Source organism: Flavobacterium sp. GT3P67 (genome assembly GCF_004349155.1).
Taxonomy (GTDB): Bacteria; Bacteroidota; Bacteroidia; order Flavobacteriales; family Flavobacteriaceae; genus Flavobacterium; species Flavobacterium ranwuense.
Window position 1 is genome coordinate 1 of sequence record NZ_SMLF01000018.1, and the last position, 21501, is coordinate 21501.

A 21501-nucleotide genomic window follows, 5' to 3' on the forward strand; every position below is an offset into this window, starting at 1 on the left:
TTTGTTTTTGCATCAGTGTTTTGGCGGTATTTGATCTTTTTTGTCTTTAACAAGTAACAGATTACTTGCTCTATCAAAGAAATTTCGTAACAAACATATAGTAGCAACTCAGTTTGACAAGCATTAAATATAAATTTATGTATACACAATTAATAAATAAAATAAAATTATACATTAAACTTTCAGAAGAAGATTTAGTTATTATTAAACAACTTTTTCACAGACGAGAAATTAAAAAAAATGATTATTTTTTAAAAGAGGGTCAGATTTCTACTCACATCTGTTTTGTACAAAAAGGTCTTTTTAGATACTATATCAATCAAGAAGGGGAGGAGAAAACTTTTTATTTTGGAAGCGAAGGCTATTTTATAACAGATTATGAAAGTTTTGTCCCGCAAATCGCAACAGTACAAAATATTCAAGCATTGGAAGACAGTATAGTTTTTTCTATTTCTTATAGCGATCTGCAACAGTTCTATACTAATGTTGAAAATGGAGAACGTTTCGGAAGGCTTGCGTTGGAGCACGAAATTATAGATGTTGTTAAAAAATTGAAATCATTTTATAAAGAAAATATAAAGCAACGATACGAAAGCTTTATCAAAAAATATCCCGAAGTTCAACAGCGAATTCCACAGTACCATATCGCTTCTTATGTAGGTATAAAGCCGCAGTCTTTAAGTAGAATTAGAAAAAAAATGTGTTTTGATTCCATATTTTAAGAATCTATAAAACAACTTTTAAGTAAATATTAGAGGGTTTAAAATTATTTGATTTTCGGAAAATTTTATTTTAGGATTACACTTTGGAGAACAATGACACTAACTTCATGTTCAATAAGTGTAGAAAAATACGACTTGATAGCTTAAATATCGAGAACTGGCTCTACATGATTTTTAAAATCCACTACCTATTGATGGATTCAAACTCTAATAGTTTTAGTTTTAAAAAGTTTCACTTGAAGTTCTTTAGTTCAATTACGAGATATTTTTTTTTAGACATTTGTCTAGTGTTTTTTATGATATGTTTTGAATCTTTGTAGACTAAAGTAGGTGGTTCTATTATGGTTCTATTGTCTTTAGAAACTGGAATAAGCAAAATGTTTATGTAGGAGTAGGAAAAACATTTAGAAAAGTCCTATTAATTGGATTAAATACATACAGAATTTGATTTTTAAAATCTGTTGGCGGTGTACTTTCGATTTAATAGAAAGATAAGGATGTATTATTGATGCGTAGTTTAATCATTGGCTTATTAAGATTGCAGATTGCGTTTTTTTTTTTTTTTTTTAGCAGAAGACTGGTTTTTTTGCTTGTGCAATTAACAAAAAAGTCTTTCGTAGACCGTTGTTGTGATTGTTCGATTTGAAATTTGTAACATTAACTAATTTAATATATTTATGAAAAAAGCGATTTTTTGCATCTCAGCGATGCTTTTGGCAGGAGTGACGGCAATGGCGCAGAGTAACGTTGCAAATGTTGCTCAAAGTAATACAGTTAGGGGTTCGGATAATATTGCAAATGTTTCCAATATTACGCAGGCCGGAGAATCTAATACGGGAAGTATTAATGTTTCGGGTAACGGAAGCATCGCTTATTTAGCTCAAACAGGTGCTGCTAATAATGCTGCGGTATTGCAAGAAGGGGATCGTCTAATAGCTGATCAAACGCAAATTGGGTCGCGTAATATTGCTTCCATATCTCAAAATGGGGGTGGGTTAGGTAGTGTTTCTACTCAAACTCAAATTGGGGATAATAATTTAGTTGTGTCTGTTCAGACTTCAGGGACCGCTAATGAATCAACTCAATCGCAATTTGGAAATTCGAATTTAGCTAGTACTCAACAAACTGGAGGGGGATCTAGTAATGTTGCGATTCAAAGTCAAAGTGGTAACTTTAACGTGGCTAGATCTGTACAAGAAGGTAGTGGGTCTAATAGTTATTCTAATCAAGTTCAAGCTGGAGACGGTAACGTTGTTGGAACTTTGCAAAAAGGATTTGAAAATTCTGCCTTTTCAACTCAATTGGGTAGTTTTAATAAATCTAATATACAGCAAAACGGAGAGGGTAATTTAACGCAATTGACTCAAAAAGGATTTGGAAACTTGTCTACTGTAATTCAAGGTCAGTAATTTAAATGAATGTAATTTGATCGATCTGAATGTTGTGTTATAGTAAAGTTAGGTCGTGATTTTTTTTTATTTTATTTGCACCTCTGAGTTAAGCCCAGGGGTGTACTTGTCTAATGTTTCGTTTTTAAATTTGATGAAGTAGGAATATGTTTGGATACTATTTTTACTATAGAAAAATTAATATAGAATTTTGAATGTAAGTAATTGTTTACCTTAAAATGTAGGTGTTATAAATAATACTTTCTCGAAGCAATGCTTTGGGAATTAAACTCAAAGAACTAAAAAAAAGTAATGTCTTTAAAAAGTTTCATTTTTTTGTTTTTCGTGATCTTTTCCCAAGTCGTTTTTTCTCAAAAGAAAAGCGCCGACGGTTCTGATCCCTCAGTCATTGTATCTAATGAAGAATTGGCTACTATTGTGACGAGCATAAATGGAGCTGTCGCTACTAATGGAAAGGGGAAGTCGTCAGACCTTTCGACGTGGAATGGAATTCTAATTCAACAAGTAGGCGATTATAACGTTGCATACGTCAATGCGACGTCGAAGACCATGGACATGCAAATTAACCAAGAAGGAGATTATAATTTTTACGAATTTGCCAAGATGTCTGGAGGTAAGGTTAAAGTGAAAGTAGAACAAAAGGGAGAAAGTAACAATACAATGAATAATGCGTTGTATGGCCAGTATGCTATAAATATGGAAACTATGCAAAACGGAAACGACCTAACAATCCAGACCATTGGGGCGAATTCTATTTCGAGTAACATGAAAATAACACAAACGGGAAGCGGTGCTTCCGTAATTGTGATAAGTAATTAAATGACTAGAATGAGAATTGCTGTCCAAAAAAAATTATTGGTTTTGATGCTTGTTTGTGGAGTCTCGTTCTCCCAGACGACAAACACGGTGATTAAAGCCAAAATTGAAATCGAAGAAGCAGGAGAAAATTTTAAAATAGCGGGGATTGCCGAAAATTTAACGAATCAGTCTCAAGATTTTTCGTATAAATTATCAATAATAAATAAAAATAATAATTCGGAGAATCGATCTAATAGCATTCAGGAAGGATTTGTTTGTATAGATCCCAACGGAACCCAAAAGGTATCCGATGCCCAGATTAATCTAAAAAAAGAAGATGAAGTAATTGTTTTGCTTCTTTTTTATGACGGGAAAAAGAAATTGATAGGCAAGGACAAAGTTGTCTTGAATGATGCCAAAAATGAGAAAGCGGTAATTCTTGCCGTTGACGGATTTGAAATGAAGGGTATTGTTTCGGATGAAACAAAAACAAAATTAGGGAAAGATTTTTATGACCGTTATTTTAATCGGTATAATGACGAAAAAATTAACTCCTCAAAGATTGTTGTTGTTGGAGAAGAACTAAGTTTTGCAAGAAATACAAACATCACGATTGTCGCAGTGAATGAGGTAATCTATCAATTCATGGCTAGACCCGACGACGAGTTTATGAGTGATATGATCGACAGGTCTATTGATGCCACAATTTTGTATTTTAAAAATTTAGAAAATCAGGAGAAATACTTGATCCAATATTGAATTAGACAGTTTAAATTATGAAAGTTAAATTTTTAATAGGCATTATGTTAGTTTCGCTTTCCTTAAAAGCTCAAGGATTAGTTTATAAGCCCATAAATCCTGCTTTTGGAGGAGACACTTTCAATTACCAATGGCTTTTGAGTTCTGCGGAATCTCAAAAGACATTTAAGGAAAAAGTAATTCCAACTGTTCAAAAAACCGATTTACAAAAATTCACTGATCAATTGAATTCGCAATTTTTGAGTCAAGTTTCGCGGGAAATGTTTGCCAAACTATTTGGTTCTAACGGATTTTCGGTCGGCAGTTACAATTTTGGGAGTTTCTCTGTCGAGATATATCATGCAACGGCGGGCTTGACCCTCGATATTTTGGACACCAGTACGGGAGATCAAACGCAAGTTATCATTCCAAATAAATAATATGAGATTACAATATTGTTCAGGAGTTCTGCTCCTTTTTTTGCTTTTTGGCTGTGGAGCTTTTTATAATCAACCTACGGGGATTGAAAAAGCAATCATTGGCGAAAATACTTCGGCAACGTCGTCACTGAAATCCCTTCCAAAACCCAAGGAACCCATCGTGGTGGGGATCTACAAATTTAGGGATCAAACAGGACAATATAAAGCTTCGGAAAGCGGAAGTAACTTCAGCACGTCCGTAACTCAAGGCGCCACTTCAATATTAATTAAAGCACTCGAAGATTCAAAATGGTTTGTACCCATCGAGAGGGAAAATATTGGTAATCTGTTACAGGAAAGGAATCTTATCCGCTCCACCAGACAGGAATATTCAAAAAACACAAATTCAAATGAAATTCAATTGACTCCTTTGCTTTATGCAGGAGTTTTACTTGAAGGAGGGATTATTTCCTATGACTCAAATATAGTCACGGGTGGTTTTGGTGCGCGATACTTTGGTAGCGGAGGTTCCGTGAAATATAGACAAGACAGGGTGACTGTCTATCTTCGGGTTATTTCTACTTCAAACGGCAAAATATTGAAATCGGTTTATGTTTCAAAAACTATACTTTCCCAAGCAGTAGACCAAAGTCTTTTCAAATATGTTGATTTCAAAAGACTCTTGGAAGTAGAAACAGGATACACCACAAATGAGCCTATTCAAATGGCGGTTACAGAGGCCATCGAAAAGGCGGTAACCTCATTGGTTTTGGAAGGAATAAAAGACAACCTATGGGAATCGGCTGCTCCTAAACCAGAGGTGGATGCTGTAATTTCAAAATACAGTGAAGAAAAGGAAAGAGCGAGTGCAGCGGCTATATACGGTAGATCCTTGAAGCAGCGTAGATCCAAATATGGAATAGAAATTTCTGGAGGACTTGCATTAATCGATGGGGATTATATTAATCCGCTTTTAAGACCACTGGGACGAGGGGCGCTGAAATATTTTTTTACAACAGGATTTGATTTAAGTGTTTCCACCAATGTGTTCAAACTGGCAAATAAAGATCGTTTGGATGTGGGTTATGCGACTTTTGATCTTAACGCGGAGCTGATTTTGTTGCCCAAGGATAAACTGAGCCCTTTTTTTTATGGAGGATTTGGTTATGGGGAAAACAAAGCATTCAAGAACTTGCATTTCAAATTGCAATATGGAGCAGGTTTAGAATACTTGGTTTCCGATAAAATAGGAATCAAAATGTACGGGGAACAAAACCAGAATTTGAGCGATAATATCGACTATATAAAAAGTGGGATACGTAATGATTATTACTACCGTTTTGGTTTGGGCTTGACCTATTATTTTTCAACGAATAAATCGAAAATACTTAAGGAAGATAAGGGCAAAGCCAGTACAGTAAAATAATGATTATTTGAAAAATACAATAATTTAAAAATAATGAAATATACACATATAATTTGCATGACTTTCTTGGTAATGCTTTTTTCTTGCAGTGAAGAAAGAATAACAGAGGCTGATTTTGGTTCAATTGAGGGAAAAGTTGTTAGTGGTATCGATTTTTCTCCTTTGACAAACGTGAAAGTGTTTACAACTCCAGGAACAAGTATCGTTTTTACTGACAAGGACGGGAATTTTAAGATTTCCAAAGCAATAGTGGGGAATTATTCCGTTCAAACCCAGATAGAAAATTACATTTCGAAATCGGAGCAGGCAACGGTAAACGCGAACGGCATAGCAACCATCGTCTTTGAACTCAAGACTTCAACGGCCACCAACAACAGGTCACCACTAACTCCAGCCTTGCTTTTTCCATTAGATAATGATATAAATCAAAATATCGGCTTGAATTTAACATGGTCAGATTCCGATCCGGATAACGATAAATTGACTTATGGAATCACTTTGAGGAATGATGCCAACAGCGACGTTATTGTTTATTCGAATATCGTTTCTCCCATTTTTACTCCATTGGGTCTTGCCTATAGCACTAAATATTATTGGCAGGTTTCAGCATCGGATGGTATAAATCCTCTTGTTTGGAGTTCGGTACGTTCATTTACAACCAAATCTTTTCCAAATAATCGGTTTTTATTTGTAAAAAAAGTGAATAGTAATAATGTGATTTACACAGGAGATGAGTTGGGAAATGAACTGCAAATTACCTCTTCCGATGCAAACAGTTGGAGACCGAGAAAAAATAATCAATCCAAAAAAATAGCTTTCATTAGGGCAAGCGGATCGCAAAATCACATTTACACGATGAACCCAGATGGCTCTGGAGTTTTTAAAGTAACCAATGCCGTTCCTGTTGCTGGTTTTAATTCAGAGTTTATCAATTTTTCTTGGAATACATTCGGAAATCAAATTTTGTATCCTTATTTCGACAAACTATACCGGATAAACAGTGATGGTACCGGTTTGACCAAAGTTTTTCAAACGCCTAATGGGAAATTTATTTCGGAGTGTGATTGGAGTTTTGACGGCAATAAAATCGCTCTAAAGGTAAACGACACTAACGGTTATAATGCCGAAATTTATGTAATTAATACTTCGGGAGAAGTAATTAATAGGGTAATATCCGGGATCAATGGCGCAATAGGGGGGGTGAATTTTTCAGCTTCAGGTAAGAAATTATTATTTACAAGAGATGTATCAGGTTTTCAAGAAATAAATTACAGGCAGTTAGACACCCGAATTTTTGAATGTAATTTTGATTCCGGTTTTACATCGGAACTTGATGTAGAAAAAGCGACAGGAACTTTAGATTTAGACGTGAGATACTCTCCAAATGACGCTGAAGTTTTATTTTTAAGTACCTCTAATGATGGGTTTTCTACCAATAAAATAATGAAATTTACGATTGGACTGACATTTTCGAGAAAACTTTTATTTAGTGGGGTTATCATGCCAGATTGGGAGTAAAATTAGGGATTTAGTTTGTTTCTAAAAGCGGGATTGTCTTAAAAAATGGCCTCGCTTTTTTACTACCTATAAGTTGACCCTATTTTGAGAGCCCTTAATTCACTGTAGCAGTTTGTTAAGTCAAAAGAAATTCAATTTTAGCTGGTATTCTACCTTATCTAAAATCGGTTAGACGCTTTGTTTGCAGAAATCAGCACTTTTAAAAAAGGGCATAGGGAAGGGGTTTAAAATTCCCTAGGGACTTAATTTTTTTGGAACGTGAGGGTTCAATAACTTTGTATGACAATTAAAATGTGGATTCTAAAATTCATGATTTTACTCCGCGATAAACTTTAAAAATTAAAAAAAATAAAATAGAGCGTACAAGTAACTATTCTTTCTAAGGTTATTCTTAAGTGAGGTATAAAGAAGTTTAACATTAATATCTGTTATCTGTAAATCAAATCAGTGCATTTTCTTATTTTCTGCATATCGTTTTAAGACAAAAGTATTTGCTAACAAAATATTTTTCTTAATAGTTAATTAAATTAGGTACTTGAGAACTATAAATATCCTGCAAATAATTTAACTTTAGGGGCTTTGATAGATATCCAGTTACAAAAGGATATTTTATTGCTTTTTTTTCAAAATCTTCTATAGAAGAGGACAAGATGTAAATAAGAAATCTTTTCTTTATTTTAAAATGAAAATTATTGAATACATCCAAAAAATCCCAACCGGTCATAGTAGGCATATTAATATCCAAAAAAAGAATAGTCTGAATATCTTCATTGTAATCTCCAAAGCCTTTCGCAATTTTGTCCAGTGCTATTTCAGGTTCTGTAAACGTTATTACTTTGGCCTCATTGTTAAATTTGTGAATTGTAAATTTACCAATCAGAAGACTCGTATTGTCATCATCAACTATTACAAAATTAATCATCTTTTTCATCCGGAGTTATTAAATTTGAGTTGTTATATTTAAATTCTAGTGTAAATTGGGTTCCTTTATGCACTTCACTTAAAACGGTGATTTCCCCCCCCAATGTTTCTACTTGCGTTTTTACCATAAATAAGCCCATCCCTTTACCTTCAATGTGATGATGGAATCGTTGATAAAGTCCGAAGATTTTTTTTCCGTTTTTGGCCAGATCTATTCCTAATCCATTGTCCATGTAGATGATTTTAACACCTTCTTTGTTTTTTTCGGAAGATATTTCAATTCTAAGCGAAGAATCGTCTTTGCGGTACTTAATACTATTTATTATGAGATTGAAAAAGATACTGTGCAAGTAGGATCTAACAGTTTCTAATTCGGGTATGTCTTCAAATCTAGTTATAATTTGAATTTGTTCTTTTTCAATCAGGTTTTGAATACCCAGTGTAATGGAACTGATTAGGTTTTCTAAGTTAACAACCTGTTTACTAAGAGAAATATTTGATCTTATCTTTAAGATATTGTTTAAATCAATAATAATGTTATCTAGACGATTAACATTATCAGAAATTTCTTTTAAAAAATTATCTTTTACTTCAGGTCGATAATCTTGGCCGTCCAATAGGTTAACTAGTCCTAGTATATTTGCAACAGGGGCGCGAAGGTTATGGGATAGAATAAACGAAAACTGTTCCAGATTTTTGTTAGCTGTAACCAGTTCTTTAGTCTGTTTCTGTAAGTTTTTATTTAATTTTAGTAAAGCAGAATTAGCTTTTTTCCCTAAGGAAATATCTTTAAAAAATACAGAAATCCCTTTGCTTGAAGGATATGCGCTCACCTCAAACCATCTGTTTATCAAATGAACATAAATTTCAAAATGCTGATTTTCTTTTTCTTCAATACATTTCTGATAGAAAGTAAAAAAAGAAGAATTTACAACATCCGGGAATATTTGCCATATGTTTTTACCTATTGTTTTTTCTTTTGAAAATTTTAGTAATTTTTCAGACTGCTTATTCCAGTAGGTAATCATTCCAGTATAATCCAGAGCAAAAAAAGCATCACCAATACTTTCCAAAATAAACTCCTTTTCTTCATTTGCTTTTACGACTTCTGATTTTACCTTAATTATGGGATCAATATCTTGAAAGCTACCAATGATTCGCATGCATTTTCCGTAAAAAAATTCTGGGACAGCAATTACTCTTACCCATCGTTCAATTCCTTTAGAAGAGATTATTTGTGTTTCAATGTCAAAAGGAACGTTATTTTTTACACTGTGCTTGAATGACTGTTCCATACTATCAATGTTTACGCCACCTTTATAAAAAGAATATAGATTATTTATATCAGGAATATAGTCAGATGTTACTTCATGTATTTCTTTTGCCATATCAGACCAATATACCTCATTTTTCAGAAAGTCAATTTCAAAACTCCCGATTCGGGATAAAGAAGTCACTTTTTCGAGTAGAAGTTCTAATTTTTTTTTCTCTGTAATATCTTGAATAGCTCCAACAATGCGAATAATCTTGTTTTTTTTATCTCGAATAGTTATGGCTCGATCAATAACATAGGCATAGCTTCCATCTGCTTTCTTAAAGCGATACTCAGCATGCCAATAGTTGCTTGTTCCTTCAATTACTGCATTAATGTCATTAATTGCCTTTGCCGCATCTTTTGGATGAAGATGTGATTCCCATTTGTTTCTATCAGAATTAAATACTCCTGAATCGAGACCAAATAAAGTGGTGAAGCCTTCACCCCAAAATAAGCGATTTGATTTGGATTCCCAGTCCCAAATAGCATCTGAGGTAGTTTTACATGCAAGGCTGTATCTGGCATCGCATTCTATTAAAGAATCTTCTGCATTCATCCTATCGGATATATCAATTCCGAAACCATGGATTTCTTGAAACTCTCCTTCAGCATTCGTTAAACTGCTAAAACTCCACAAGGTAGATATGGTATCACTTGTATCTATAGCCACCTGAAAAATTTCATTGGGATGTTTCAAACATTTTTTTACCACTGCAATTATCTTATTTTGGTGATATTGTTTTAAAGAAGACAGAGAATTATTGCCAAGAATACTTTTGGTTTCAAATCGCGAACCAAAATCTTCTAGAAATTTATCATTGAAATAGGTAAATGATCCTTCAAGATCTGTTCTGATTATATAATTGGTTTGCGATTGTATGAAACTTTTATACAGAGATTCATTTTGAGTCGATTTCTCAATATTTTTTTTGTATTCTGTTATATCTTGTATTGTTCTTTGCATGCAAATTTTAGTCCTGTGGTGCTCTTTAATTAGTTCACCTTGCTCATGAATCCACTTTATTGTGCCATCTGGTAAAATGATTCTGTATTCAACATTAAAGTCTTTTAACCCTGCCAAAAAAGAAGCGTGTTCTTTCTTGTAATTTTCCTGATCGTTGGAATGGATAGTTTCAATATAGTCTTCCCAACATTGGATATAAGATACTTTTTCTTTTTCCAGGATTTTATAAACTACAGCACTACAATACAGTGAATTATCCTGTAGATTAAAATCCACAAAACCGATCTTACCCAGTCTTCCTAATTTTTTAGGTTCAGGTTTCTTTTCTTTACTGATTTTATATGAGTCTGTTGTTTTTTTTCTAACTTTCTCAAAATTGAAATTTTCCATTATTTTTTTGGTACTTTTTGGTGGTATTTCTAATTTGTTTTAAAAATGTATAAATGGAAGGTATTTTAACATTAAATTTATTAATAACTATTGTCATTTCTAAATTCGAGTCTGGTTGAATTATAAATTGGAATCGTATTTAGTAGAATAGTTTTACTGTTCTTTTTCTGGATTTTATAAAAGATTGCGAATGCTTATTACAATCAGTTTACTTTTTCTCATTGAATTTTCAAATTTCCATAATTTTTTTATCTGTTCCTGCGAAAATTTACATTTCCATAACTACCGAAAGAAGTAGTGGTGGAGTTTTCTTATTAATTTGTATCTCGCCTTCTGTATTGTTATGCGGTGCTAATATCAGTAGGAAGAACTAGATTTTAATGGACAAAAGTCTAAAAATTAAATTATATTCTAAGTTTGCAAATAGCTACGTCAAATTTGGATACTGCATTGCTAGACTACAGCTGCTAGGGGAGAAGAGACCCTTTTTTACTTCCATATTTAGTAGGTTTTATTGTTTTGACCTATTGGAACCATATAGGTAAGTTTAAGAAAATTATTGCCAACAATTCTGACTCCCCCAATTGAAGTATGATCTATTGTTGACATATCGCCATACATCGCACTTAAATCGGTTCTTGGTAAAGCATTAAACGAGTATTCAAAGGCAGTGGTCTCAGTTAGATGCCATCTAAAAGTCAAGTTTAATCCTAAGGACAAGTGTGACGATACTTGATTATACGATAGTGCTCCACCCCAGGTACCGTGCCTTCCAATTAGTGAGGGTTCAATACTTGGTATAAATACGGTATGTATAGGAAGTCTTAAAGCATTGCCATAGAGATGGAAATGATATCCCAGACCTAATGTATACTTGTCAAAATCAAGTCTTGGAAACGCTTCATAACCAATGTTTACTTCTACATTATTACCTACCATACCAAATTGGAATTGATAATTTAAGGAAGGCTTATTATTAGTAGGAGGACTTCCTATAACCTCATTTTTTACGTCAAAACCTGAGCTAAAGGAAACATAGGTGTCTTTTTGGCTATACCCTAAAAAGATGGTAAGCGTTAACAGTACTGTTAAAATTGTTTTAAATTGGTTCATTTTGTTTGTGTAATACTATCCTTATGGATGCTTCTAAAGCTACTGTAATTGGATAATTGTGATTAATAATGATTTTTTGTGTGTAAGAAATAAAAGTAAAGTTGACGCTGGCTGATAATTTTGGATTGTCATTTCTATTGTTTTTTTACCATCTCTAGCCAAGCCTGAATTTGTTCTGGCGAAATGGGTTTCAATATAATTTTATTATCGGTATCTAATAAATACAAAGTAGGGGTGCCAAAAAACATAATAATCGCGCACTCCAGGCCCTTCCCAGCCTTTCAAGTCACAGCTTGAAATCCAGGGAAAATCTTTTGTGAATGTCTCATATTTTTCTTTTTCATTGTCTAATGAAACTAGAATCACTTCAAGATCATAGTCTTTTTTCCATTGTGAATAAAAGGATTTAATTTTTGCTATTTCTTCAGTGCATTTAGGACACCAGCTGGAGCCAAAGACGACCAACTTATGTTTGCTTTTGATTTCTGAAAGCTTGATAAAAGAGGATTTTGTATTTTCAAATTGCAATTCAGGTGAAGTATTTCCTTTTGCCATTTTGCGGTACTGTTCAAACAATGTTTTTGACTTGCCGTCCATCTGGCATGAATCGTTCGATAGTATTGCCAAAGCTAGATGCTCGGCGGCCGGAAACAAACTCCGTTTTTGCAAAAGGATAAACAAATTTTCGGCTACCTGCTGCAACAAGGTCGGTTGGGATTTCAAACTTTTGATTATGGCATCGATACTTGCATTCATGTGGGGATATTGCTTGTCGCCATAACTTTCCAGCAAGATAAAATACCCTTCAAATAATTGCTTGTATAAGCCGGATCCAATCAATTTCTCGTTGCCAAAAGCCATACTATTGAACTCTTTTTCATGCTCTGGTATTCTTTCTATATAGCGGCTGGCCGTTTGCGGCATATCGGCCAGAAGCTGCCGTAGGTTTAGATAATAAGTTGCATAGGAATCTTGTGGCAAATCGGTGAGGAATTGGAGCATGGTCTTGTCCTGTACTTCGAGTTCCTTTTGTAACAACAGCTTAATCTGTGAATCCTCATAAAAGGGCAACAAAAAGCTAATTCCAGCCCGTTTTCCTTCGCTTTTCTGGTACAATTCCAGTCCTTGGCCAAAAGAGTCGTTGGCCGGTGAATGAGTAAACTTCAAGCTCGTGAAATTCTCTAATTTGTCCCATTGCATTTCAAAATTTTCGCGATCCAGTAACAGGATCACGCTCTTGCTGGGTTTAATTTCCAGCACTGCAGCCCCCTTGTAGTTGGCCGGATAACTGATGATAAACCTTCCCTTGTCATCGGTTTTGGTGGTTGCAATCAAGGTGTCACCTTGGTAGACAGAACCCTTGAGGTTAAGATCGGTATTGCTGTTTTGAGGCAAATTTCCCTGAATATGGTATTGGGTTTGGGCCTGAACCGCAGTAGCCGTCAAAAATAGAAAGGATGTGATACAAAAAACTGTTTTCATTTGGGTATTATTTATTTTATTTAATGCAACGAACGGAAAACCCGTATGCACGGTCGTTAATGCTACTGCATGAATTCGCACTATTGTTGCTGCGGAAGTAAGCATAAGGACCATAAAATTTACTACTCCAATAGTTGCCACCGCTGCCCTGAACGGAGATCAGACCACCAATCTCATTGCGGCTGCCTGCAAGGATAAACTTGAAGCCGCCGCTGGGACCATTGGTATATGCCGTGGCATTATTGGTAATACTATAAGCGGTAGCTTCTTGACTAAACTCTGCATCTGTGGGAATGCGATACCCAGCTGGACAGGGGTTATTGGTTCCAGCAAGTCCTTTCCATCTGGCATCGTTGTTGTCGCTTCTCCAATCATAAGGATCGTTTCCAACGGTAATGAATAATGCATTCCCAGGGGTGTCGCTAGAGGCGAGCGTGGTGGTGGTGTCGTTCACGGCAGTTCCTGCCGTGCTGGAAGCCCATGTTATGCTGGCATGCCCATCGTTGCCGTGCCCCCACTGGTGCAGACAACCATAGGCTTCGTAGTCTGTGCTACTTGTAACTGCCCAGCTGTCGCCCAAGTTCTTGTCCATCCATGTTTTCCCATTACTGGAGACAATAGGCACCACGGGAGTAGGTGCGCTGCCGTCACAAATGGCATAGCTTGCAATATTCTTGATGCAACGAACGCTAAAACCATAAGATTGAACATATGAGCTGTATTGCAATTTCTGCCACTGTACGCTGAAACTAAAAAACAGAATAATAAAGAATTTTTGTGTCATTTACAGTTATCTATAGAATAGTATAGAAATTTTTAGTTTTTTCTACTAATAATTTTTAAAAGGAGCTCGATTTTTTATTTACTAGTTTATAGATACAGTTAAAAAATTCTAATTTTTTTATCGTCTGTATAAGTGGTGTGAAAAAAGTTGCCTGCAGATTTTTTTAGTTTGGATTCTATACTAATAAAATGATTTTTAAATTCGCTGATTCCTATCTGGTGTTGTAGGAATGGGTTTTAAACTTCATTTTCAGTGGACATTAATAAATGCATAGGTTTGGGATGATTTATTTCGAATTTTTAACTGCAAATTTTATAAATATCAAGAGGAATGCACTAGACATATGTCTAAAAAGTTTAATTCATTTATACGCCATTGACTATTAAGTTCAGAGTTGATTACTCCATTCCATTTTCGTTGAAGTAAATAGATAAATCAGTAGTTGATTTTTAGACATTTGTCTATAATTATTAATTTCAAATTTCGGTATTTTGCAATATGTGTTCAATATGTAAAATAAGACTGTTAAATTCTGGTAGTGTAAAAATTATTATTGGAATTAAGTTTCTACACTATATCAGGAATTATAAATCTTATAATCCATAACTATTATGAGCAGCGCGATTAAATATTATGTAATTCTTATCGGATTTTTATTTGCATTTAGCGCAAAAGCTCAGGTAGGAATCGGAACGAATGAGCCGGATGAAAGTGCACAACTTGAAGTGTTGTCTAGTTCTAAAGGGGTGTTGATCCCACGGATGTCACTTTTGCAACGTAATGGAATCAATAGTCCTGCAAATGGTTTGTTGATCTATCAAACTAATAATTCTCCAGGTTTTTATTACAATACCAATGGTCAGTGGCAAAGATTGGCAAACAGTTCAGAGTTGAAAGCTGGAGGTGGAGGGACGACTGTAAATACCATTTTAAACGGGGAAACTAATCCTTCTTCAGCTATTGGTGCAGATGGAGATTTCTATCTGAATACTAACAGTGCCATTTTATATGGACCAAAAACAGGAGGGAGCTGGTCTTTAAAGGGTATAGAATTGATTGGTCCAAAAGGGGCGTCGGGCAGCGGTACTGCGCCCATACTTAGTTTTGATTCTGCCTATAATTTATCAATTAAAGATGGTAATTCGGTAAGTCTGAGTGATCTTAACCAATCGTTAAGTCTTGCAGGTCCCATACTTTCAATTTCTGGGCCAAGAAATAGTCAAGTAGATTTTTCAGCATTGATTGGTGGCGGTGGAAAAACCTTGTCTGACGCTTCACTTGTCGGAAATGGTACGGCATCCAGTTTGTTGGGATTGTCAAATACAGGAGTTACTGCGGGCAGTTATACAGGAGCGAATATTACAGTTGATGCAAAGGGAAGAATTACCGCAGCAGCTAATGGCTCGGGCGGGGGAGCGGCAACTAATTTAACCTATACCAATTCCGCAACTAATGGAGTGGTAGTCTCAGATACCGGAACGGATGCTACAATCCCTGCGGGATCGACTGTCGAAGCAAGTTTGATGCTCCCTGCCGATAAAACTAAATTAGATGCCATATCAGGAACCAATACCGGAAACAATGCCGCAAATACTAAGTATGCAAATGATTATAGAGCCGCTAATTTCGTGGGAGGAACAGACTATTTGCGCCCAACAGGAAGTGCAGTCTTACTGACCAATTTCCCGATATTAAATCAAAACACGACGGGTACTGCAGCAGGATTATCGGGAAATATTCCTGAATCACAAGTTTTAAATTTAACAACGGATTTAGCGGGCAAACAAGGTAATATATTGCTTACCACAGGTGGAATTAGCGGCCCTTCAACTTTAGTCGGTAACACATTAAATATTCCCCAATATTCTGGTGTAGCATCAGGAGTAAGCTCAGTTGCATTGACAACTGCTAATGGTATCTCTGGCTTTGTTGCCAATGCAACAACAACGCCTGCCATAACATTAACGTTAGGGGCTATTACACCAACATCCATAGCTGCTACAGGAAATGTGACCGGAACCAATTTATCTGGGACCAATACTGGAGACAATGCCATAAATACTGCCTATGCAAGTGATTATAGAGCTGGTAATTTCTTGGCAGGAACAAACTATTTGAGCCCAACTGGGAGTGCAGCCTTACTGACCAATTTCCCGATATTGAATCAAAACACGACGGGTAATGCAGCAACAGTGACAACCAATGCCAACCTCACGGGCGATATTAGCTCCATTGGCAATGTAACCACTATTGCTCCAGGTGTAGTCACTTATGCTAAGATGCAACCCATGACCACCAATAGATTGTTGGGTTCTGGGGCCGGAACTAACGTTGGCGAAATTATCCTGGGGACTGGATTGTCTTTTACGGGCAGTACACTGAATGCTGTGGGGGGGGGAGTGACTAATTTAGGCTATAACAATTCCGCAACTAATGGAGTCGTAACCTCAGATACCGGAACGTCAGCCACAATCCCTGCAGTTACTCCGATTGCCGGCGGTAATACGGCAGGTTTGATGATTCCCGGCGATAAAACAAAATTAGATGGTATGTCAGGAACCAATACTGGCGACCAAACAAGTGTTAGCGGCAATGCGGGAAGTGCGACAATCCTGCAAACCGGTAGAACTATAAGTCTCTCTGGCGATGTTGTATACACTTCACCTGTCTTCAACGGCACTGCAAATGTCACGGCTGCGTCCGCTATTGCTAACGGTGTAGTCACTTATGCTAAGCTTCAAAACCTAGCCACAAACCGGTTGTTAGGGCGAAGCACAGCGGGAAGTGGGGTTGCAGAGGAAATTAGCCTAGGTGGTGGATTGTCTTTTACAGGCACTACCCTTAACACGACAGGCGGAGGCGGAACCGTAACAACTGTTTCAGTGGCTCCCGCAAATGGTGTTACTGGAATAGTTGCAAACGCAACAACAACACCAGCCATATCTTTAACTTTAGGCGCTATCACGCCATCATCGGTAGCTGCTACAGGAAATGTGACTGGATTTAATTTGTCTGGAACCAATACTGGCGACCAAACAAGTGTTAGCGGCAATGCCGGAAGTGCAACAATCCTGCAAACCGCTAGAACTATAAGTACCTCTGGCGATCTTGTATACACTTCACCTCTCTTTAACGGCAGTGCAAATGTCACGGCTACGTCCACTATTTCTAACGGTGTAGTCACTTATGCTAAGATGCAACCCATGACGGCCAACAAATTGTTGGGTTCCGGGTTGGTTGGAACTAACGTTGGCGAAATTATCCTGGGTACCGGATTGTCTTTTACGGGCAGTACACTGAATGCTGTGGGGGGGGGGGTGACTAATTTAGGCTATAACAATTCCGCAACTAATGGAGTCGTAACCTCAGATACCGGAGCGTCAGCCACAATCCCTGCAGTTACTCCGATTGCCGGCGGTAATACGGCAGGTTTGATGATTCCCGGCGATAAAACAAAATTAGATGGTATGTCAGGAACCAATACTGGCGACCAAACAAGTGTTAGCGGCAATGCGGGAAGTGCGACAATCCTGCAAACCGGTAGAACTATAAGTCTCTCTGGCGATGTTGTATACACTTCACCTGTCTTCAACGGCAGTGCAAATGTCACGGCTGCGTCCGCTATTGCTAACGGTGTAGTCACTTATGCTAAGCTTCAAAACCTAGCCACAAACCGGTTGTTAGGGCGAAGCACAGCGGGAAGTGGGGTTGCAGAGGAAATTAGCCTAGGTGGTGGATTGTCTTTTACAGGCACTACCCTTAACACGACAGGCGGAGGCGGAACCGTAACAACTGTTTCAGTGGCTCCCGCAAATGGTGTTACTGGAATAGTTGCAAACGCAACAACAACACCAGCCATATCTTTAACTTTAGGCGCTATCACGCCATCATCGGTAGCTGCTACAGGAAATGTGACTGGATTTAATTTGTCTGGAACCAATACTGGCGACCAAACAAGTGTTAGCGGCAATGCCGGAAGTGCAACAATCCTGCAAACCGCTAGAACTATAAGTACCTCTGGCGATCTTGTATACACTTCACCTCTCTTTAACGGCAGTGCAAATGTCACGGCTACGTCCACTATTTCTAACGGTGTAGTCACTTATGCTAAGATGCAACCCATGACGGCCAACAAATTGTTGGGTTCCGGGTTGGTTGGAACTAACGTTGGCGAAATTATCCTGGGTACCGGATTGTCTTTTACGGGCAGTACACTGAATGCTGCGGGGGGGGGAGTGACTAATTTAAGCTATACCAATTCCCCGACGGATGGAGTGGTAATGTCAGATACCGGAACGGATGCCACAATCCCTGCTGGATCAACTGTTAATGCAAGTTTGATGCTCCCTGCCGATAAAACTAAATTAAACAAGATAGCCGACATAGCAGGCGCTGCCGACGCTAATAAAGTCTTGACCGTAAACGCGGGCGGGACTGCCGCAACATGGGTTACCCCTTCAGGAGGTGGGCTTATTGCGTATCATCCAAATGGCGACGCCAATTTCTTTGCCCGGGCAACAGGGGCAAACGTCACGGCAGTTTGGACTAATGCCAATACATTAACTGTAACCATACCTTCTGGTGTAAATCTGGACTATTTTAGAGTCAAAACCACTTACGCTGCACTGGGTAGTCAGAATAATTTTAACCTAATAATTACCGATCAGGCTGCTCGATGGAACAACGACATAACTGATATTATTGTTCCGGTTCCTAATTTTGTAGATATTAATAATCTGGTTCCTATTGTAAATAGTGTTGTTGGTCCAGGCGTGAATTCATTCAATTGGGCGATAACTAATTACGGATTAGGGAGTATTTCTATGCAAACAACAAGTCTTGGTTCTCATACTGGGCCCAATGGCTTTTATATTGTAGTGAGACCTTAAAAACAAAGAATATGAAATTACTTAAAATTTATATTATTGCTTTTGGATTATTGTTTTTCGGATTATCGGTTAATGCACAAACCATAAAACGATTTAACGGACAATTGAACATCACCGCTGTTGAATATGTATCAAGTTTTAGCTATAATATCCAAGGATTATTTAATGATAGTGGCGGTTCATTTAGTGCGAGCGAAGCAAATGTGGGAGATCGAATTATTGATATAAATGGTAATACTCTCGAGATAGTGACCGTAAGCGTTAGCGGAAGTACAATAATTGCTTCTACAAAGACCTTTGACGCAAATACCCCCCAATTAGGGTTGGGAGTTATTTATAGCCCTACTGCCAGTGGATTTCCTTTAATAACTTTTAATACACCGGCGGGGGTATTGACTGCGGCTTTAAATACAGCAACACTCTCCATCGACGCCAAATTTCCAAAATACAGCTCAGGGACTTCCGTGCCTGTTGCATCTGGTGTTGTTGGGGACGTGATATTAAATACCGGTGATTCCAAAATGTATAAATTGACGGTTTCTGGATGGACCGTGATAACTGCTATTCCAGATGATTTTAGCTCCCCTGTTTCCAGTGCGCCTTCCGGAACTGTGGGTGACGTAATTAGATCCTATTGGGATGGTTACTATTACGTTTTTGACGGCATCACCTGGGTATCCCCAGCAACGCTATCTTCGTTACCGACGATTTATAAAATGGGCGACATTTTTTATGCCACTGGAGAGAAGGCAATGTATATGATGAATGGCGATTCACAATGGGCCAATATCAGCGGCGCTACGACTGCTGGTGGCACTGTGGCAGATATGCCAACAGGGGGTAAACCCGGGGATCTTTTTTTTAATACGGATCTTAACATATTGTACGTTTTGGACGCTAACGGTAATTGGGTAGAAGTATCCACCAATGGGTCGACACCATCAGAGACGGTCAATCCGGATCCATTGGCAGTAAGTATAAAAGAAGGAACCTTATTTTATAACACTTCAGACCACCAGCTATATGTATACGACGGAACCGTTTGGATGCCTATGAATAACTTCCTCCCGAATGGGCGAATTTTTGTCGGGAATTCCTCCAATGTGGCGGTTCCAGTTCTCCTATCCGGTGATGCAACGATGGCCAGCAACGGAAACCTAACGATTAAAAACAGTGCTATAACTGAAGCAAAACTGGACAAGGTAAATATCACGCTTGATGGCTTCGCCAATCCCGCCAATAACGTCTCTTTGGGTGATGGAATTATAAATCATAAAATTATTAATCTTGCCAATCCGTCTACCGGAACCGATGCAACAAACAAAAGCTATGTCGATGGTTTATTTGGAAGTCCCACTCTTCTAGCATTACCTAACAACAGTTTGTTTGTGGGGAACGCCTCCAATAAAGCGGCAGCTGTTTCAAAAAATCTTGTCCCTATTAGTGGTTTTGCTAATGCGACAGCAAATATTTCTTTAGGTAATGGAATAACAAACTATAAAATTGTTAACTTGCTGGATCCCACTGTGGCGCAGGATGCAGCCACTAAATTCTATGTGGATAACAAAGCGTTTGCTCCATCCAATATTAGCCTTCCGACAGGAAATCTTCTCGTTGGAAGTGCCATAAATAATGCTTCAGCTGTCGCCAAAAACACCATCACTCTAAGCGGTTTTGGTGCCGCAGCAACAGACATTTCCTTCGGGGGGTTCAAATTGAACAATCTTGCTGAGCCCACAGTCTCTACAGATGCTGCAACAAAAAATTATGTGGATAACAAAATTGTTATTCCCTCGAGTATTTCCCTACCGTTCGGAAATCTGCTCGTTGGAAGTGCCACAAATACCGGACTAGCCGTAGTCAAAAACACCATTCCTCTAAGTGGTTTTGGTGCTGCAGCGACAGATATTTCCTTCGGGGGGTTCAAATTGAATAGCCTGGCCGATCCGGCAGCGGAACAGGATGCGGCGACAAAAAAATACGTGGATGATCTTTTTATTACCCCTGCCATGCTGCTTTCTTTACCTAAGGACAACCTGTTTGTAGGTAATGCAATTGGAAAAGCGGCTGCCAGTCCAAAGAACCTGATTCCAATCAGTGGTTTTGGCACAGCTACCGATGACATTTCAATGGGCGACATTGGAACACAATTCAGAATCAGCTTTTTAGCGGAGCCAGTATTCGATCAGGATGCGGTGACAAAATACTATGTCGATACCAGAACGGCAACGCCGGCTTATATGGACTTGGCAAAAGATTATGTGCTTGTAGGGGACTTATCAAATAAGGCTACTTCGGTACCAAAGAGTGCCATTTCATTGAGTGATCTAGGTGCGGCAACAGCAGACATTTCCATTGGTGGTTTCAAAATGAACAACCTTGCCGATCCAGTAATGGGAACAGATGCTGCGACAAAAAATTATGTAGATAGCAGGGTTATCACACCGACTGATATTGGCCTGACTACTGGCAATTTTTTTGTTGGGGATCTGACAGGTAAAGCATCCGATGTTTCGAAAAGCACCATCGTGCTGAGCGGTTTTGCAGCGGCAGCAACGGACATTGATTTAGGAAACCAAAAAATAATAAATCTTGCCGAGCCATTAGTCTCTA

General features: G+C 37.6%; 13 protein-coding genes and 1 pseudogene. 9 read left to right on the top strand and 5 right to left on the bottom strand.

Annotated features, from left to right (window positions below; genetic code table 11):
- The first annotated feature begins 137 nt into the window (after window positions 1–137).
- The 7 genes from E0H99_RS16725 (at window position 138) to E0H99_RS16755 (ending at window position 7030) form a co-directional block, all read left to right on the top strand.
- The gene (locus tag E0H99_RS16725) at window positions 138–722 is read left to right on the top strand and encodes a Crp/Fnr family transcriptional regulator (RefSeq protein ID WP_131998331.1); all 585 of its coding nucleotides are present in this window, start codon (window positions 138–140) and stop codon (window positions 720–722) included.
- 677 nt (window positions 723–1399) lie between these two features.
- Window positions 1400–2131 carry a hypothetical protein gene (locus E0H99_RS16730; protein WP_131998334.1) on the top strand — a complete coding sequence of 244 codons (732 nt, stop codon included), beginning with the start codon at window positions 1400–1402 and terminating at the stop codon, window positions 2129–2131.
- A 291-nt stretch (window positions 2132–2422) separates the two neighbouring features.
- Entirely contained in the window at window positions 2423–2950 is a 528-nt protein-coding gene (locus tag E0H99_RS16735) for a hypothetical protein (RefSeq protein ID WP_131998337.1), read from the top strand.
- Window positions 2951–2959: 9 nt separating this feature from the next.
- A complete protein-coding gene (locus tag E0H99_RS17515) occupies window positions 2960–3688 on the top strand; it encodes a curli production assembly/transport protein CsgE (RefSeq protein ID WP_240723507.1) in 729 nt (242 codons plus the stop codon).
- Window positions 3689–3705: 17 nt separating this feature from the next.
- A complete protein-coding gene (locus E0H99_RS16745) occupies window positions 3706–4107 on the top strand; it encodes a curli production assembly/transport component CsgF (protein ID WP_131998340.1) in 402 nt (133 codons plus the stop codon).
- A 1-nt stretch (window position 4108) separates the two neighbouring features.
- A complete protein-coding gene (locus E0H99_RS16750) occupies window positions 4109–5512 on the top strand; it encodes a CsgG/HfaB family protein (RefSeq protein WP_131998343.1) in 1404 nt (467 codons plus the stop codon).
- A 33-nt stretch (window positions 5513–5545) separates the two neighbouring features.
- Window positions 5546–7030, top strand: coding sequence for a hypothetical protein (locus E0H99_RS16755; protein WP_131998346.1), 1485 nt, complete (start codon window positions 5546–5548; stop codon window positions 7028–7030).
- Window positions 7031–7541: 511 nt separating this feature from the next.
- Here E0H99_RS16755 and E0H99_RS16760 read toward each other — a convergent pair.
- From E0H99_RS16760 to E0H99_RS16780, 5 genes are all read right to left on the bottom strand, one after another.
- Window positions 7542–7952: a response regulator gene (locus E0H99_RS16760; protein ID WP_165930312.1), complete on the bottom strand. Its 411-nt coding sequence runs from the start codon at window positions 7950–7952 to the stop codon at window positions 7542–7544.
- Complete coding sequence (locus E0H99_RS16765; RefSeq protein WP_131998352.1) at window positions 7945–10620, bottom strand: PAS domain-containing sensor histidine kinase; 2676 nt, start codon at window positions 10618–10620, stop codon at window positions 7945–7947. Before E0H99_RS16765 ends, E0H99_RS16760 begins: the two co-directional genes overlap by 8 nt.
- Before the next feature lie 501 nt (window positions 10621–11121).
- A complete protein-coding gene (locus tag E0H99_RS16770; RefSeq protein WP_131998355.1) occupies window positions 11122–11733 on the bottom strand; it encodes a hypothetical protein in 612 nt (203 codons plus the stop codon).
- Between the two features lie 204 nt (window positions 11734–11937).
- Window positions 11938–13215 (bottom strand): TlpA family protein disulfide reductase, encoded by a 1278-nt coding sequence (locus tag E0H99_RS16775; protein WP_165930313.1) that lies wholly within the window; start codon window positions 13213–13215, stop codon window positions 11938–11940.
- A 16-nt stretch (window positions 13216–13231) separates the two neighbouring features.
- On the bottom strand, window positions 13232–13999 hold the full coding sequence (locus E0H99_RS16780) for an FISUMP domain-containing protein (protein ID WP_131998361.1): 768 nt from the start codon (window positions 13997–13999) through the stop codon (window positions 13232–13234).
- A 611-nt stretch (window positions 14000–14610) separates the two neighbouring features.
- Between E0H99_RS16780 and E0H99_RS16785 the strand changes: the two genes are divergently transcribed.
- Together E0H99_RS16785 and E0H99_RS16790 are read left to right on the top strand one after the other, a co-directional pair.
- On the top strand, window positions 14611–18888 hold the full coding sequence (locus E0H99_RS16785) for a beta strand repeat-containing protein (RefSeq protein WP_131998364.1): 4278 nt from the start codon (window positions 14611–14613) through the stop codon (window positions 18886–18888).
- A gap of 11 nt (window positions 18889–18899) precedes the next feature.
- Window positions 18900–21501 (top strand): annotated as a pseudogene (locus E0H99_RS16790) (hypothetical protein); the annotation flags it as partial.

Coding starts and splice junctions, on each gene's coding strand:
- E0H99_RS16755 (WP_131998346.1), top strand. CDS start 5,546: ATGAAATATACACATATAATTTGCATGACTTTCTTGGTAATGCTTTTT.
- E0H99_RS16760 (WP_165930312.1), bottom strand. CDS start 7,952: ATGATTAATTTTGTAATAGTTGATGATGACAATACGAGTCTTCTGATT.
- E0H99_RS16735 (WP_131998337.1), top strand. CDS start 2,423: ATGTCTTTAAAAAGTTTCATTTTTTTGTTTTTCGTGATCTTTTCCCAA.
- E0H99_RS16775 (WP_165930313.1), bottom strand. CDS start 13,215: ATGAAAACAGTTTTTTGTATCACATCCTTTCTATTTTTGACGGCTACT.
- E0H99_RS16750 (WP_131998343.1), top strand. CDS start 4,109: ATGAGATTACAATATTGTTCAGGAGTTCTGCTCCTTTTTTTGCTTTTT.
- E0H99_RS16730 (WP_131998334.1), top strand. CDS start 1,400: ATGAAAAAAGCGATTTTTTGCATCTCAGCGATGCTTTTGGCAGGAGTG.
- E0H99_RS16725 (WP_131998331.1), top strand. CDS start 138: ATGTATACACAATTAATAAATAAAATAAAATTATACATTAAACTTTCA.
- E0H99_RS17515 (WP_240723507.1), top strand. CDS start 2,960: ATGAGAATTGCTGTCCAAAAAAAATTATTGGTTTTGATGCTTGTTTGT.
- E0H99_RS16780 (WP_131998361.1), bottom strand. CDS start 13,999: ATGACACAAAAATTCTTTATTATTCTGTTTTTTAGTTTCAGCGTACAG.
- E0H99_RS16765 (WP_131998352.1), bottom strand. CDS start 10,620: ATGGAAAATTTCAATTTTGAGAAAGTTAGAAAAAAAACAACAGACTCA.
- E0H99_RS16770 (WP_131998355.1), bottom strand. CDS start 11,733: ATGAACCAATTTAAAACAATTTTAACAGTACTGTTAACGCTTACCATC.
- E0H99_RS16785 (WP_131998364.1), top strand. CDS start 14,611: ATGAGCAGCGCGATTAAATATTATGTAATTCTTATCGGATTTTTATTT.
- E0H99_RS16745 (WP_131998340.1), top strand. CDS start 3,706: ATGAAAGTTAAATTTTTAATAGGCATTATGTTAGTTTCGCTTTCCTTA.